The sequence below is a fragment of the Streptomyces sp. NPDC019890 genome, assembly GCF_044903445.1.
Taxonomy (GTDB): domain Bacteria; phylum Actinomycetota; class Actinomycetes; order Streptomycetales; family Streptomycetaceae; genus Streptomyces.
The window spans coordinates 38481-51914 of record NZ_JBJDQK010000015.1; the positions used below are offsets into that span (position 1 = coordinate 38481).

17 protein-coding genes are annotated in these 13434 nt (G+C 71.1%); 3 read left to right on the forward strand and 14 right to left on the reverse strand.

Annotated features, from left to right (window positions below; all coding sequences use genetic code 11):
* The first annotated feature begins 130 nt into the window (after nt 1–130).
* Nucleotides 131–718 (forward strand): SCO3374 family protein, encoded by a 588-nt coding sequence (locus ACI2LP_RS30250; protein ID WP_404727718.1) that lies wholly within the window; start codon nt 131–133, stop codon nt 716–718.
* On the opposite strand, the gene ACI2LP_RS30255 is transcribed toward ACI2LP_RS30250, so the two are convergent.
* The 11 genes from ACI2LP_RS30255 to ACI2LP_RS30305 form a co-directional block, all read right to left on the reverse strand.
* A complete protein-coding gene (locus tag ACI2LP_RS30255; protein WP_404727719.1) occupies nt 697–1032 on the reverse strand; it encodes an Lsr2 family protein in 336 nt (111 codons plus the stop codon). The genes ACI2LP_RS30250 and ACI2LP_RS30255 overlap by 22 nt on opposite strands.
* 143 nt (nt 1033–1175) lie before the next feature.
* On the reverse strand, nt 1176–1697 hold the full coding sequence (locus tag ACI2LP_RS30260; RefSeq protein ID WP_404727720.1) for an amino-acid N-acetyltransferase: 522 nt from the start codon (nt 1695–1697) through the stop codon (nt 1176–1178).
* A gap of 9 nt (nt 1698–1706) precedes the next feature.
* Nucleotides 1707–2102: a BlaI/MecI/CopY family transcriptional regulator gene (locus tag ACI2LP_RS30265; protein WP_404727721.1), complete on the reverse strand. Its 396-nt coding sequence runs from the start codon at nt 2100–2102 to the stop codon at nt 1707–1709.
* A 120-nt stretch (nt 2103–2222) separates the two neighbouring features.
* Nucleotides 2223–2396: a hypothetical protein gene (locus ACI2LP_RS30270; RefSeq protein WP_404727722.1), complete on the reverse strand. Its 174-nt coding sequence runs from the start codon at nt 2394–2396 to the stop codon at nt 2223–2225.
* Nucleotides 2397–2409: 13 nt separating this feature from the next.
* Entirely contained in the window at nt 2410–3024 is a 615-nt protein-coding gene (locus tag ACI2LP_RS30275) for a hypothetical protein (RefSeq protein ID WP_404727797.1), read from the reverse strand.
* Nucleotides 3025–3347: 323 nt separating this feature from the next.
* A complete protein-coding gene (locus tag ACI2LP_RS30280; protein ID WP_404727723.1) occupies nt 3348–4145 on the reverse strand; it encodes a type III pantothenate kinase in 798 nt (265 codons plus the stop codon).
* The gene (gene nadC, locus ACI2LP_RS30285) at nt 4145–5170 is read right to left on the reverse strand and encodes a carboxylating nicotinate-nucleotide diphosphorylase (RefSeq protein WP_404727724.1); all 1026 of its coding nucleotides are present in this window, start codon (nt 5168–5170) and stop codon (nt 4145–4147) included. Before nadC ends, ACI2LP_RS30280 begins: the two co-directional genes overlap by 1 nt.
* Before the next feature lie 2 nt (nt 5171–5172).
* Nucleotides 5173–6936, reverse strand: coding sequence for an L-aspartate oxidase (locus ACI2LP_RS30290; RefSeq protein WP_404727725.1), 1764 nt, complete (start codon nt 6934–6936; stop codon nt 5173–5175).
* Nucleotides 6933–7946, reverse strand: a complete 1014-nt coding sequence (gene panC / locus ACI2LP_RS30295; RefSeq protein ID WP_404727726.1) for a pantoate--beta-alanine ligase — start codon at nt 7944–7946, stop codon at nt 6933–6935. Before panC ends, ACI2LP_RS30290 begins: the two co-directional genes overlap by 4 nt.
* Nucleotides 7943–8863 carry a Rossmann-like and DUF2520 domain-containing protein gene (locus ACI2LP_RS30300; RefSeq protein WP_404727727.1) on the reverse strand — a complete coding sequence of 307 codons (921 nt, stop codon included), beginning with the start codon at nt 8861–8863 and terminating at the stop codon, nt 7943–7945. The genes panC and ACI2LP_RS30300 overlap by 4 nt, the downstream gene beginning before the upstream one ends.
* 407 nt (nt 8864–9270) lie before the next feature.
* Nucleotides 9271–9462 (reverse strand): hypothetical protein, encoded by a 192-nt coding sequence (locus ACI2LP_RS30305; protein ID WP_404727728.1) that lies wholly within the window; start codon nt 9460–9462, stop codon nt 9271–9273.
* Between the two features lie 105 nt (nt 9463–9567).
* Here ACI2LP_RS30305 and ACI2LP_RS30310 point away from each other — a divergent pair, with 105 nt between their 5' ends.
* Nucleotides 9568–10680: a DUF5937 family protein gene (locus tag ACI2LP_RS30310; protein ID WP_404727798.1), complete on the forward strand. Its 1113-nt coding sequence runs from the start codon at nt 9568–9570 to the stop codon at nt 10678–10680.
* A gap of 7 nt (nt 10681–10687) precedes the next feature.
* Here ACI2LP_RS30310 and ACI2LP_RS30315 read toward each other — a convergent pair whose 3' ends face one another.
* On the reverse strand, nt 10688–11668 hold the full coding sequence (locus ACI2LP_RS30315; protein ID WP_404727729.1) for a zinc-binding alcohol dehydrogenase family protein: 981 nt from the start codon (nt 11666–11668) through the stop codon (nt 10688–10690).
* Between the two features lie 103 nt (nt 11669–11771).
* Here ACI2LP_RS30315 and ACI2LP_RS30320 point away from each other — a divergent pair, with 103 nt between their 5' ends.
* Nucleotides 11772–12098, forward strand: coding sequence for an ArsR/SmtB family transcription factor (locus ACI2LP_RS30320; protein WP_404727730.1), 327 nt, complete (start codon nt 11772–11774; stop codon nt 12096–12098).
* Nucleotides 12099–12135: 37 nt separating this feature from the next.
* Here the strand turns inward: ACI2LP_RS30320 and ACI2LP_RS30325 are convergent, their stop codons facing one another.
* A complete protein-coding gene (locus tag ACI2LP_RS30325; protein WP_404727731.1) occupies nt 12136–12738 on the reverse strand; it encodes an AAA family ATPase in 603 nt (200 codons plus the stop codon).
* A gap of 3 nt (nt 12739–12741) precedes the next feature.
* The gene (locus tag ACI2LP_RS30330) at nt 12742–13416 is read right to left on the reverse strand and encodes a response regulator transcription factor (RefSeq protein ID WP_360871338.1); all 675 of its coding nucleotides are present in this window, start codon (nt 13414–13416) and stop codon (nt 12742–12744) included.
* Nucleotides 13417–13434 lie beyond the last annotated feature (18 nt).

Genomic DNA, 13434 nt, shown 5'->3' on the forward strand with positions numbered 1-13434 from the left:
CCGGTTCCCTCAGCTACGGGCGAACAACCTTGCGCACTCGAATGCCCCCGTACGCCCCCAACTCGGGCACCGTGTGCAATCAGTCACACACTCTGCGTAACTTGGGGGACCACTCGGCAGTTCCCCAATTATGGCTCTCACCGTCCCGCTCCGCCGTACGTCCTTCGACGGCGGCATTGCGCAGTGGTACGAGGACGAGCTCGGCTGGGCCACCGCGGGCGGGTCCCCGGTGCGGCTGCTGACCGGGCTGCGTTTCGATGTGCTGGAGCTGCCTGCGGACGCAGGAGCGGCCGTGCTGCGCCGTACGGACTCGGCAGGGACAGCCGGGCCGGTAGCCCTCATGGGGCACAGAATGCGGCTCCTGGTGGCCGCTGGGAGCGCCGACGAGCTGCCTGGGCTGCTCGACTGGCTGCAGTGGGGCGGGATCGCCCTCGATCTGACCACCATCGGCGCGGGCGGGCTGATGACGGCCCCGCCGCCGCCCGGGTGGTTCGGCTCGCGGGGGGCCGCCGTGTGGCTGCGACCCCCCGTGCCGGGGCGCGAGATGGAGGCGACTCTGCCGGCCCTGAACTCTTTGGGGCGCAGTGCCGGAACCGATGGGGGTATCAGCCCCGATCTCGTACGACTCGTGGACACCGTGGCAACCGAGTGCCACCGGGCCCGATTGCTGCGTACGAATACGCCGCGTGCGAATACTCAGCCGTTGGCCTTCTCGTAAGCCTCACGGACATGGGCCGGGACGCGGCCGCGGTCGTTGACCTCGAAGCCGTTCGCCTTGGCCCAGGCGCGGATTTCAGCGGTGTCCTTGTTGCCGCCCCCGGCCGCACGGCCCTTGCCACGGCTGGTCGAGCTGCGACCGCCCGTACGACGGCCGGCCTTCACGAACTCCGCGAGCGACTGACGGAGCTTGTCCGCGTTGGCGGCGGTGAGGTCGATCTCGTACGTCTTGCCATCCAGAGCGAACGTCACCGTCTCGTCCGCCTCGCCGCCGACGAGGTCATCGACAAGAAGGACCTGAACCTTCTGTGCCACCGGATTTCCTTTCATCGAAAATGCAGTACGCGGAAAGGAAACCGCTTTTCCTTGGAAAACACAAACCCTTGGGAGAGGTTCAGAACCCCGAGAACGCGGGAAACGTGCGCGATTCGGACATAGGGTTCCGGTTCTTGTGGTGATCACAGGTGCAGAAGCATCCGGCTGTTGCCCAAGGTGTTCGGCTTCACTCGTTCGAGCCCGAGGAACTCGGCGACACCCTCGTCATAGGAACGCAGCAGCTCGCTGTAGACATCTCCGTCGACCGGTGTCTCACCGATCTCCACGAAGCCGTGCTTGCTGAAGAAGTCCACTTCGAAGGTGAGACAGAAAACCCGGCGCACTCCGAGCCAGCGTGCCGTGTCCAGCAGCTTGTCCAGCACCTGATGTCCGATGCCGCTGCCCTTGAAGACCGGATCGACGGCAAGAGTGCGGACTTCGGCGAGGTCTTCCCACATGACATGCAGAGCGCCGCAGCCGACCACGCGGGCATCGTCGTCGCGTTCCGCGACCCAGAACTCCTGGATGGCTTCGTAAAGGGTGACCGTCGCTTTGTCGAGCAGGATGCCTTCACTCACGTACGGATCGACGAGTCGGCGGACCGAGGGCACATCGCTGGTCCTGGCTCGCCGGACGGTGATGGCATTTGCTGCGACATAAGACATGGCCCGACGCTATCGCCCCGCCGGCGTACCGCCCTCGGCGCCCTCGTCGCCCTGAACGATGTGGACAGCGGCTTGGAGGGCTTCACGCTGCTCGGACGACATCATGCCGAAGAAGGCGACCAGTGCGGCGGCGGGGTTGTCACTCTTGGACCAGGCTTCGTTCATCAGTGCGGCGGAGTACGCGGCGCGGGTGGAGACCGCTGTATATCGATAGGCGCGGCCGTCGACTTCCCTGCGCACCCAGCCCTTCTGATGGAGATTGTCCATTACGGTCATGACGGTGGTGTAGGCGATGGATCGTTCCTGCTGAAGGTCTTCCAGGACTTCCCGGACCGTGACCGGCCGGTTCCATTGCCAGACGCGTGTCATGACGGCGTCTTCGAGCTCTCCCAATTGGCGGGGCACAGCGCCACCATAGTGCGAGATGCCGGGAATGACCGGTTATTGACGTAACAAAAAGGACGTACGGCCCCGGAAATCTGCCGTACGTCCTTGAAGCGCGAGAGCGCGGTGCGTCGTGTGGCCTCAGGCGTCCCGGCCGGCCTGGTGGGTGGATTCCGCGCGGGCGATCACGGCGTCCGCGATCGCGTCCTCCTTGGCCTTGTTCGGGCCACCCTGGCTCTTGACGATCGTCACGACCAGGACAGTGAAGAAGGCGGCCATCACCACGGGGGGCAGGAGCGCGGATACGTAGTCCATGGCTCCAGAGTAGCTATCCGGCGGCGCGCTCTTCCGGTGGGGGCACGGGCTTGCGGCGGGGCGGGAAGACCTCGGACGGCTTCGGCATCGGGCGGTCGGGGGGTGTGGGCCCCTTGGGCTGCGGTTTCTCCTGCGGCTCCTGCCGGGGTTTGTGCTGGGGCCTGGGCTGCGGCTTCGAGTCGTCGGACGCACGGCCGCCGGGGAGCGCGAGGAGACGGGTGCGGGGAGCGGGCGCGGCGGCTCCGGGCCCTCTTGCGCGGCCGGCCAGCCGGGCGCGCAGCGACTGCTCGGCCAGCGCCTGGCAGCGCTGCAGTACGGCGGCGCCGACCGGGTTGGCGCGCAGGGTGCGCAGCGCGGACAGGTCTTCCGGGCGAGGGTCGTAGCCGGTGGCCAGGGCGTCCTGGAGGAGCTCCAGATAGCCGGTGGCGGAACCGGGAAGCGCGTCGCGGTAGCGGACGAGGTCGGCGAGAAGGAACGTACGCAGCCGGCCGGCCTCGCGTACCGCCTCGTCCAGGGAACCGGCCAGTCGCAGACAGTCCTGGACGTCCGAGTCGGTGAGAGGGACGGGATGGAGGGCGCTGGCGAGAGCGCGTCGGAGCACACGCAGCTCGTCTGCGCTGAAGGCCATGCCGCCGCGGGATCCGTATGGCGTGGGCATGAGCCGACGATACGTCCGACTTGGACAAAATCGGGTTAATTCGCCGCCCCGGGCGCGGCGGGCCTGTTCCCCTGCCCGCTCCTTCCCGAACTGGGGCTCCGCCCCAGCCCCTCCCCCTACGCCCCTGCGGGCGTGGGGGGACCCCCAACGCCTCAATCGCCGGCGGGGCTTGATTTTCCAGCTCGTCCGGGGGTCCCGCCCCCGGTTACGGGATGGGGGGACCTCCCACGGCCGCCAGGCCGTAGAGGGAGGGCGGGCAGGGGAACAACCCCGGGGCACCCCCAAGCGCGGGCCTACATCCGCGACACATTCCGCTCGTACACCAACCGCAGCCCGATCAGCGTCAGCCAAGGCTCGTGTTCGTCGATTTCCGAGGCTTCGCCCATCACCATCGGGGCCAGACCGCCCGTCGCGATCACCGTGACCTCGTCCGGGTCCTCCGCGAGTTCGCCCTTCATGCGCTTGACCACGCCGTCGACCTGGCCCGCGAAGCCGTACACGATGCCCGCCTGCATCGCCTCGACCGTGTTCTTGCCGATCACACTGCGCGGGCGGGCCAGTTCGATCTTGCGAAGCTGGGCGCCCTTGACGCCGAGTGCCTCGACGGAGATCTCGATGCCCGGGGCGATCACGCCGCCCGCGTACTCGCCGCGCGCACTGACCGCGTCGAAGGTCGTCGCCGTGCCGAAGTCGACGACGATCGCCGGACCGCCGTACAGATCGACCGCGGCGACCGCGTTGATGATGCGGTCCGCGCCGACCTCCTTGGGGTTGTCCATCAGGATCGGCACGCCGGTCTTGATGCCGGGCTCGACGAGGACGGACGGAACGTCGCCGTAGTAGCGGCGGGTCACCTCGCGCAGCTCGTGCAGAACCGAGGGAACGGTGGAGCAGATGGCGATGCCCTCGATACCGTCGCCCAGCTCCTCGCCGAGCAGCGGGTGCATGCCCATCAGACCCTGCAGCAGGACGGCCAGTTCGTCGGCGGTGCGGCGGGCGTCCGTGGAGATGCGCCAGTGTTCGACGATCTCCTCACCGTCGAACAGGCCGAGGACGGTCTGGGTGTTGCCGACGTCGATCGTGAGCAGCATCAGACGCCTGCCTCACGCAGGTCGAGGCCGATGTCGAGGATCCGGGAGGAGTGCGTCAGCGCGCCCACCGCGAGGTAGTCGACGCCCGTCTCGGCGTACGCGCGGGCGTTGTCCAGGGTGAGCCTCCCCGAGGACTCGAGGGCGGCACGGTGCGCGACGATCGCGACGGCCTCCTCGGTCTCGGCCGGGGTGAAGTTGTCGAGCAGGATCAGGTCCGCGCCCGCGTCCAGGACTTCGCGGACCTGGTGCAGGGTGTCCACCTCGACCTCGATCGGGAGGTCCGGGAAGGTGTCCCGTACGGCCTTGAACGCCTCCGCCACGCCGCCCGCGGCAACCACGTGGTTGTCCTTGACGAGCGCGGCGTCCGAGAGCGACATCCGGTGGTTGACGCCGCCGCCGCAGCGCACCGCGTACTTCTCGAGGGCGCGCAGTCCCGGCGTGGTCTTGCGGGTGTCGCGGACCCGGGCTCCGGTGCCTTCGAGTACGTCCGCCCACGCGCGCGTGGCGGTCGCGATGCCGGAGAGACGGCACAGGATGTTCAGTGCGCTGCGCTCGCCGGTGAGCAGGTCACGGGTGTTGGTGGTGACGGACAGCAGCTTCTGGCCGGCCTCGACGCGGTCGCCGTCCTCGACGTGCCGCTCCACCTCGAACTCGTCGGTGCACACGATCGACAGGACCGCCTCGGCGACCCGCAGGCCGGCGACCGTACCGGCCTCACGAGCCGTGAAGTCGCCGGTGGCGACGGCGTCCTCGGGAACGGTCGCCACCGTCGTCACATCCACGCCGCCGTCGAGGTCCTCGGAGATCGCGAGGTGGGCGATGTCCTCGACCTGGACGGGATCGAGGCCGGCGTCGGCGAGCAGCTGCGCGAGCGTGGGGTCCAGGCCGCACTCCAGCTCGTCGTACTCCTCCCCCTCGCCGGAGCAGCCGCAGCCGTCCCCGCAGCCGCCCTGGGACGGGGCGGGGGCGCCGATCTGGATCAGCGGTACGTCCACGGGGCGCGGACGTTCTTCGGGCGTGCTCACGGTTACGGCTCCCTGGGGGCGTCGGGGACGGTGTCGAGGACGGTCGGGGCGAATGCGGTGCTCTCGGTGCGGCTGACGACGAGAGGGGGAGGTGTGACGCGAAGAGTCTGGTTGGAAGGGTTGCGGGAGACGGGCGGCGCGTCGGGCGCGAGGCGTACGACGAGATGGCGGCGCCAGTCGGCATCGTCCCGCTCGGGCCGGTCGTCGCGCCAGTGGCAGCCGCGGGTCTCCTCGCGTTCCAGGGCCGCGGTGGTCAGCACGCGGGCCACGCACAGGAGGTTCGACGTCTCCCAGGACTCGACGCCGGGCTCGGCCGTCTTGCCCGAACCCTCGTGGTCGTGCACGGCGTTGCGGTGTACGGAGTGCAGCGCGGCGGCCGCGGCCGCGAGGCTCTCGGCCGAGCGGAGCACGCCCGCGCCGTGGGACATGATGCGCTGGATCTCGGCCCGCGCCTCGGGGGCGATGAGCGGCAGTACGGACGGGCTCGCCGGGTTCGCGGGGGCACCGGCCGCGAGCGGGGCCCGGGATGCGATGTCGACGGCGATGCGCTCCGCGAAGACCAGTCCCTCCAGAAGGGAGTTGGAGGCCAGCCGGTTCGCGCCGTGCACTCCCGTACAGGCCACTTCGCCGCATGCGTACAGGCCCGGGACCGTGGTGCGGCCGTGCAGGTCCGTGCGCACCCCGCCGGAGGCGTAGTGCGCGGCGGGGGCGACCGGGATGGGCTCGGTGACCGGGTCGATGCCGTGGGCGCGGCAGGCGGCCAGGATCGTCGGGAAGCGCTGCTCCCACATCTCGGCGCCGAAGTGGCGGGCGTCCAGGTACATATGGGCGGTGCCCTGTTCCTGCATCCGGCGCATGATGCCCTTGGCGACGATGTCGCGGGGCGCGAGTTCGGCCAGTTCGTGCTGTCCGAGCATGAAGCGGGTGCCGGACGCGTCGACGAGATGGGCGCCCTCTCCCCGTACCGCCTCGGAGACCAGCGGCTGCTGACCCTCGGAGTCCGGGCCGAGGAAGAGCACGGTCGGGTGGAACTGCACGAATTCGAGGTCGGAGACCTCCGCACCGGCGCGCAGCGCGAGCGCGACGCCGTCGCCCGTGGAGACCGCGGGGTTGGTGGTGGCGGAGAAGACCTGGCCCATGCCGCCGGTGGCCAGGACGACGGTAGGGCTGTGGACCGCGCCGACGCCGTCGTGCTGGCCCTCGCCCATGACATGCAGGGTGATGCCTGCCGTACGGCCTTCGGCGTCCGTCAACAGGTCCAGGACCAGGGCGTTCTCGATCGTACGGATGCCCGCTTCGCGCACCGCCTCGACCAGCGCGCGGGAGATCTCGGCACCCGTCGCGTCGCCACCCGCGTGCGCGATACGGCGGCGGTGGTGCCCGCCCTCGCGCGTCAGCTCTATCTCGCCGGAGCCCGGGTCGGTGTCGAAGTGCGCGCCGGTGGCGATCAGTCGGCGTACCGCGCCGGGGCCCTCGGTGACCAGGGTGCGTACCGCCTCCTCGTCGCACAGGCCGGCGCCCGCGACCAGGGTGTCGTCCAGATGCTGCCCGGGTGTGTCACCGTCGCCGAGCGCCGCGGCGATGCCGCCCTGCGCCCAGCGCGTGGAGCCGTCGTCCAGACGGGCCTTGGTGACCACGACCGTGCTCAGCCCTGCCGCGGCGCAGCGCAGCGCGGCGGTCAGACCGGCGACCCCGGAGCCGACCACGACGACCTCGGCGTCGATGGACCAGCCGGGGGCGGGGGCGTGCAGCCGTATTCCTGTCACTTGGGCGCTCCGAAGGTCAGGGGGATGTTGTCGATCAGCCGCGTGGTGCCCACCCGGGCCGCGACGGCGATGATCGCCTCGCCGGTGTGGTCGTCGGGGACCTCGGTGAAGTCGGCCGGATCGACGAGGGCCAGATAGTCGAGTACGAGAGCGGGGTTCGCCTTGGCCGCCTCGTCGAGGACGACACGGGCCGCGGCACGTACGGCGTCGGCGCCGCCGGGTCCCGCCTGCGCCACCGCGTGCGCGTCGGCGGCGGCCCGGGCCTCGCCCAGCTTGGACAGCGCGGCGGCCCGGGACTGCGAGGCGGGCAGCGACTCGGCACGCGCGCGCAGCGCCTGCTGGGCGGCGAGCCGGTCGTGGGCCGCGAACAGCGCTCCGGACAGCGCGAGGGCGGTGCGGCGCTCGTCGGCCGAGAGATAGCGGTTGCGGCTGGAGAGCGCGAGGCCGTCCGGCTCCCGCACGGTCGGTACGCCCACGATCTCGACCGGGAAGTTCAGATCGGCGGCCATCCGGCGGATCAGGGCGAGCTGCTGCGCGTCCTTCTGGCCGAACAGGGCGACGTCGGGGCGGGTGAGATGCAGGAGCTTGGCGACGACGGTGAGCATGCCGTCGAAGTGGCCGGGGCGGCTCTCGCCCTCGAGGCGCTCGCCCATGGGGCCCGCGGTGATCCTGACCTGCGGCTCGCCGCCCGGGTAGACCTCCTCGACCGAGGGGGCGAACACGACGTCCGCGCCCGCCTCTTCGGCCGTCTTGAGGTCGGCGTCGAGCGTACGGGGATAACGGTCGAGGTCCTCGCCCGCGCCGAACTGGAGCGGGTTGACGAAGACCGTGACGATGACGAAGCCCTCGCTGCCGACGTGCTCGCGCGCGGCGCGGATCAGGGTGGCGTGGCCCTCGTGCAGGGCGCCCATGGTCATGACGACGGCGGTGCGGCCGGGGGCGCCGTGGTGGTCGATGGCGTACTGCAGATCGTCCCTGGTCGGTACCGGCTCGACGGTGCGCCTGCTCATCGCTGGTCCCCCTCGGCGAGAACACCCAGCAGATCCTCCGCCAGCTCGGGCTTGAGCAGGCCGTGCGCGAGCGCGCGGTCGGCGGTGGTGCGGGCCATCGCCAGATAGCCGGCCACCGTGCCGGGCGCGTGCTTGCGCAGCTCGGCGACATGGGCGGCGACGGTGCCGGCGTCGCCACGGGCGACGGGTCCGGTCAGGGCCGCGTCGCCGGAGCGCAGGGCGTTGTCGAGGGCCGCGCCGAGGAGCGGGCCGAGCATCCGGTCGGGGGCGGCGACCCCCGCCGTACGCAGGAGCTCCATCGACTGGGCGACCAGCGTGACCAGATGGTTCGCGCCGAGGGCGAGGGCCGCGTGGTAGAGCGGGCGGGCCTCCTCCTCGATCCACTCGGGCTCGCCGCCCATCTCGATGACCAGCGCCTCGGCTGCGAGCCGCAGCTCGTCGGGGGCGGTCACACCGAACGAGCAGCCGGCAAGACGCTGCACGTCGACACTCGTTCCAGTGAAGGTCATGGCGGGGTGCAGTGCGAGCGGGAGCGCACCGGCACGCGTGGCGGGGTCCAGCACCTTGGCGCCGTACCGCCCGGAGGTGTGCACGAGCAGCTGCCCGGGGCGTACGGCGCCGGTCTCGACGAGGCCGTCGACCAGCGCAGGCAGTGTGTCGTCGGGGACGGTCAGCAGCACGAGCTCGGCGCGGGCCAGGACCTCGGCGGGAGGCACGATCGGTACGTCGGGGAGCAGTGCGGCCGCTCGTCGCACGGATGCGTCGGAGACTCCGGAGACCGCGACCGGTCGGTGTCCCGCGAGCTGCAGCGATGCCGCGAGGGCGGGTCCGACGCGCCCGGCTCCGACGACGCCGACGCGCAGCCTGGCGGGGCGGTCCCGCGGGTCGAGCGGTTCCTGTGGTGCTGTGGCATTCACGCGGCGGGGGCCTTCCGTTCCAGTCCGCGGGGGGTACCGGACGATTTCTCGTCATGCTACGCCAGCGCGTAAGGCCCTCTTGCAATTGTCCACAGGCTGTGGGCGGGTTGAGTGCGCCGTGGGCGACGATCGGGCCATGCCGCCGAAGGCACGGCGCGGGGCGCCCCTTCCCGAGCGGGGCTCCGCCCCGGATCCTCCCCCTACGCCCTTCTCAAGCCCCGCCGGCGATTGAGACGCGGGGGTGCGGGGGCGGAGCCCCCGAAAGACGGGGTCCGGGGCGGAGCCTCGGTTACGGGATGGGGGTACTCCCCCTGGCTGCGCCGGGGGCACCCCCACCCAGGCGAAGCTCTGGGGGAGGGCGGGGAGGGGAAAGGGCACCCCGCGCCCCCAGGCGGGCCGCCGCGCCCTCAACCGGAGTGGAACAGGCGGGCCAGCGCGGAGCGGACGCGGCCCCGGGGGTGGCGGGCGCGGCGGGCAGCCCCGTGGGTGGTGAGTTCGCGCGCGGCCTGCCAGTCGTGGAGGCCCGGCTGGGGAGGGGCCTTGGTGCCGTGCTGGGACGCGCGGTAACTGTCCAGCATGTACTGATGCATCGCATTCATGACCTCACGCTGCGCCCACCCACCCGCGCCCGTCCCGCCAATTGACGAGCCCCGTCAAATGACGCCGCCATCGCCCGGCGCACCCCGCACCATGGAGCCGTGAGCGTGAGCATCGACATCGCGGGCCTGGCCCCGGAGCGCATCGTCTTCGAGATTTCCCCACTCGCCGAGCTCGGCGTGGCGCTGCACGCGCTCGCCGAGCCCGCGCACCATCCCGGGCTGCACGGCTGGGCCACCGCCACCGCCGCCGGGCTCAAGCCCGATCTCGCCGACCGGCTGCACGAGGCCGACTTCCTGTGGCGGACCACCTTCTCGGACGTCTTCATGCCGTTCGCGGGTCTCAACAGGTCCGACGCCCGCACCGGCACGACCCTCGCCGAAGAGCTGGACATGCTCGACCGGCTGGACGAGGAGCGCTTCGTCTCCGCCGCCCTGGAGTTCACCTGCGCCAGTACGTACGGAGTCGGCGGCCCCTCCCCCCTCACCGACCCCGTCCGCCGCGAGCGCGCCCTCGAGCTCGCCGCCACCCGCGGCCCCAAGCAGCTCGACTTCACCCGGCGGCTGCTGGACGACCCTGCTTCGGTACGCGCCTGGGTACGCCGTCTGTTCGAGGACTGCGACCAGGCCTTCTTCGCCGACACCTGGCGTCGCGTCGCCACCCAGCTCGCCGCGGACGCCCGCCACAAGACGGATCTGCTGCGCCGCAAGGGACTGGCCGAGGCGCTGCACGCCGTCTCGCCCGCGCTCGCGGTGGACGAGGACCACGCCCGTATCAGCGCCGACAAGCTCGCGGACGGGCGCACGACCTCCCTCGACCCCGCCGTCGGCGCCGGGCTCTCCCTGGTGCCGTCCAGCTTCGGCTGGCCGCATCTGATGGTGCTGCACGCGCCCGGCTGGCGGCCGGTGATCCACTACCCGGTCGGCTCACCGTCACTGCCCGGCCCCGCCCCCGTCGAGCTGCTGAAGCTCCGGATGGAGGCGCTTGCCCACCCGATGCGGATGCGGTTGTGCCGCCACCTCGCCCGCTCGCCGTACACGACGAGCGAGCTGGCGGACGCGTACAACATCACCGCGCCCGAGGTCTCCCGCCATCTCGCCGTGCTGAAGAAGGCAGGGCTCGTCTCGACCCGGCGGCGCGGCCGTTACGTACTGCACCAGCTGGACGTCACCGCCGTCGCACGGCTGGGCAGCGACTTCCTGGAGACCGTGCTCCGCTGATCCATTGCTAATCCAGGGCGACGCGGAGCAGCAACTTGCCCGTCGTCGTGCGGCTCTCCATCAGCCGGTGCGCCTCCGCCGCCTCGGCGAGCGACAGTTCGGCGGTGACCGGCAGCTCCACATCCCCGTCCGCGACCAGCCGGAACGCCCGCTCCGACAGCTCCCGCAGCGCCTTGGGCTCCGTCACCGCCAGGGTCAGGATCGAGAAGAACGCCACCGACCGTGCACCGGGAGCGAGTTCGGCCGCGCCGAACTGCCACGGCGCCTCGTCGCTCGTGTTGCCGAAGTTCACCACCCGGCCGAACGGCGCCAGTGAGTCAAGACTGCGGCGCAGCTGCTCACCACCGATCGGGTCGAGCAGCAGGTCGACGCCGCGCCCGTCGGTCGCACCGGCCAGCTGCGACTCCCAGTCGTCGCCGACGAAGACCTGGTCGTAGCCGTGCTTCAGCGCGAAATCCGCCTTCGCGGTGGACGAGACGACGCCGTAGACAGCACCGTCGCCGACGCGCTTCGCCAACTGGCCCGCCACCGTGCCGACTCCGCCCGCCGCTCCCTGCACCAGCACGCTCTCGCCCGCCCGCAGCCGCCCCAGCTCGTGCACCAGAGCGTGCGCGGTGGGCAGCACGGTCGGCAGCGTGGCCGCCGTACGCAGCGAAAGACCGGCCGGGACGGGGAAGACCTGGGCGGCGGGAGCGACGGCAACCTCCGCATAGCCGCCGTGCGAGATGAAGGCGGCGACCTCCTGGCCGACGTCCAGGTCCGTGACGCCGTCGCCGAGCGCCCGCACCCGGCCCGAGACCTCAAGTCCGGGCCGGAAGGGGAGACTTGGCACCCGGTAGCCGGTGCGCCTGGCCCTGATCTCCGCGAAGTTCACGCCGGCGTACGCGACATCGACGGCGACCTCGCCCGGACCGGGCTCCGGCACCTCCGCCTCGACCGGCCGCAGCACCTCGGGGCCGCCGTACTCCGTCACCTGAATCGCGCGCATAGCGAACTCCTCGCCCAGAGTGTTCAATGGGAAGCGAACACTTGGAGTGTATGACCGTCGTCGAACACTCTGCAAGGAAGGACGAGGAGGACACGACAGAGACATGAGCAGTCACCGGCCCGCACCCGAGCACACCCACCCCGCCGATGTCCCGCTGCTGAACGCGCTCGACGCGCTGGCCGATCCCGTACGCATCCAGCTCGTCCGCGAACTCGCCGGCTCCGAGGACTGGACCCGCACCTGCGGATCCTTCGACGTGCCCGTACGGAAGGCGGCGATCAGCCATCACTTCTCGGTGCTGCGCGCCGCCGGGCTCGTCGAGCAGCGCGACATGGGACCGAAGCGAGTGAACCGACTGCGGCGCCCGGAGTTCGACGCGCGCTTCCCCGGCCTGCTGGACCTCGTCCTGCGTGCGGACCGTGAGGACTGAGAGCCGGTCGACGTCAGCCGAGGCGGATGCGTGGACCTCAGCCGACGCGGATGTGCTTCAGGCCCGTCCACGCCTTGCGCAGCCGGTGCCGCAGCGGCCCGTCCGTGTTCGGCTCAAGGCTCAGCCCCGCCGAAGCCGCGATCTTGTCCGCCACCTGCGGCACACCGACCCGGTCGGTACGGATGTGCTCGGCGAACAGCGGCCGGTTCAGCCGCTCCAGACACAGGTCCAGCTGCCGCACCGCGAAACTCTCGCGCTTGAGCCCGCGGCCGAGCCCCCGCTCCGTCAGCCGCCGCAGCACCGTCTCGCGCTCCGCGAGCAGCGCGAAGTGGTGCACCTCGTGCCCGGCCGTCCGCAGCCGGCCCACCGTCTCCTCGAAGTACGCCGGTTCGACCACCGTCATGGGCGCGATCACCACGCCCTCGTACGTCCGCAGCGTCAGGTCCAGCACCTCGTGCACACCCTGCCGCCAGGCGGCCAGATCCTGGAAGTCCGAGCGCAGTTCAGGCGGAAGCATCCGGTGCAGGCCGAAGCCGACATGCTCGGGATCGCAGACCACGCTGCCGGGCAGCCGCCGCCGCAGTTCGTACGCGGTCTGGGTCTTGCCGCCCCCGAAGGGGCCGTTGATCCAGAGCAGCATGCGTCAGGCCGCCCCGCCGCCCGCCCGCACCAGGCCCGTCTCGTACGCCAGCACCACCACCTGCACCCGGTCCCGCAGATTCAGCTTGGTGAGGATGCGGCCCACATGCGTCTTGACCGTGGCCTCCGACAGCACCAGACGGGCCGCGATCTCGCCGTTCGACAGGCCCTGGGCGACAAGCAGCATCACCTCGCGCTCCCGGTCGGTAAGCCTCTCCAGCTCCTTGTTCTGCGGCTCGTGGGAGCTGCTGGGCAGCATCGGCGAGAAGCGGTCGAGCAGCCGCCGCGTGGTGGACGGCGCGACCACCGCGTCGCCGCTGTGCACCGAGCGGATCGCGCCGAGCAGTTCGCCGGGCGGCACGTCCTTGAGCATGAAGCCGCTGGCGCCCGCCTTCAGCCCGGAGAAGGCGTACTCGTCCAGGTCGAAGGTGGTCAGGATCAGCACCTTCGGCGCGTCCGGCTCGGCACAGATCCGGCGGGTCGCCTCGACGCCGTCCAGCCTCGGCATGCGTACGTCCATCAGCACCACGTCCACGGCCGTGGACCGGAGGTTCTCGATGGCCTCCGCGCCGTCGCCCGCCTCCGCGACGACCTCCATGTCCGGCTGGGCGGCGAGCACCATCCGGAACCCCGTGCGCAGCAGCACCTGATCGTCGACGAGCATCACACGGATGGACATGTCAGTTGAGTCCTCGTT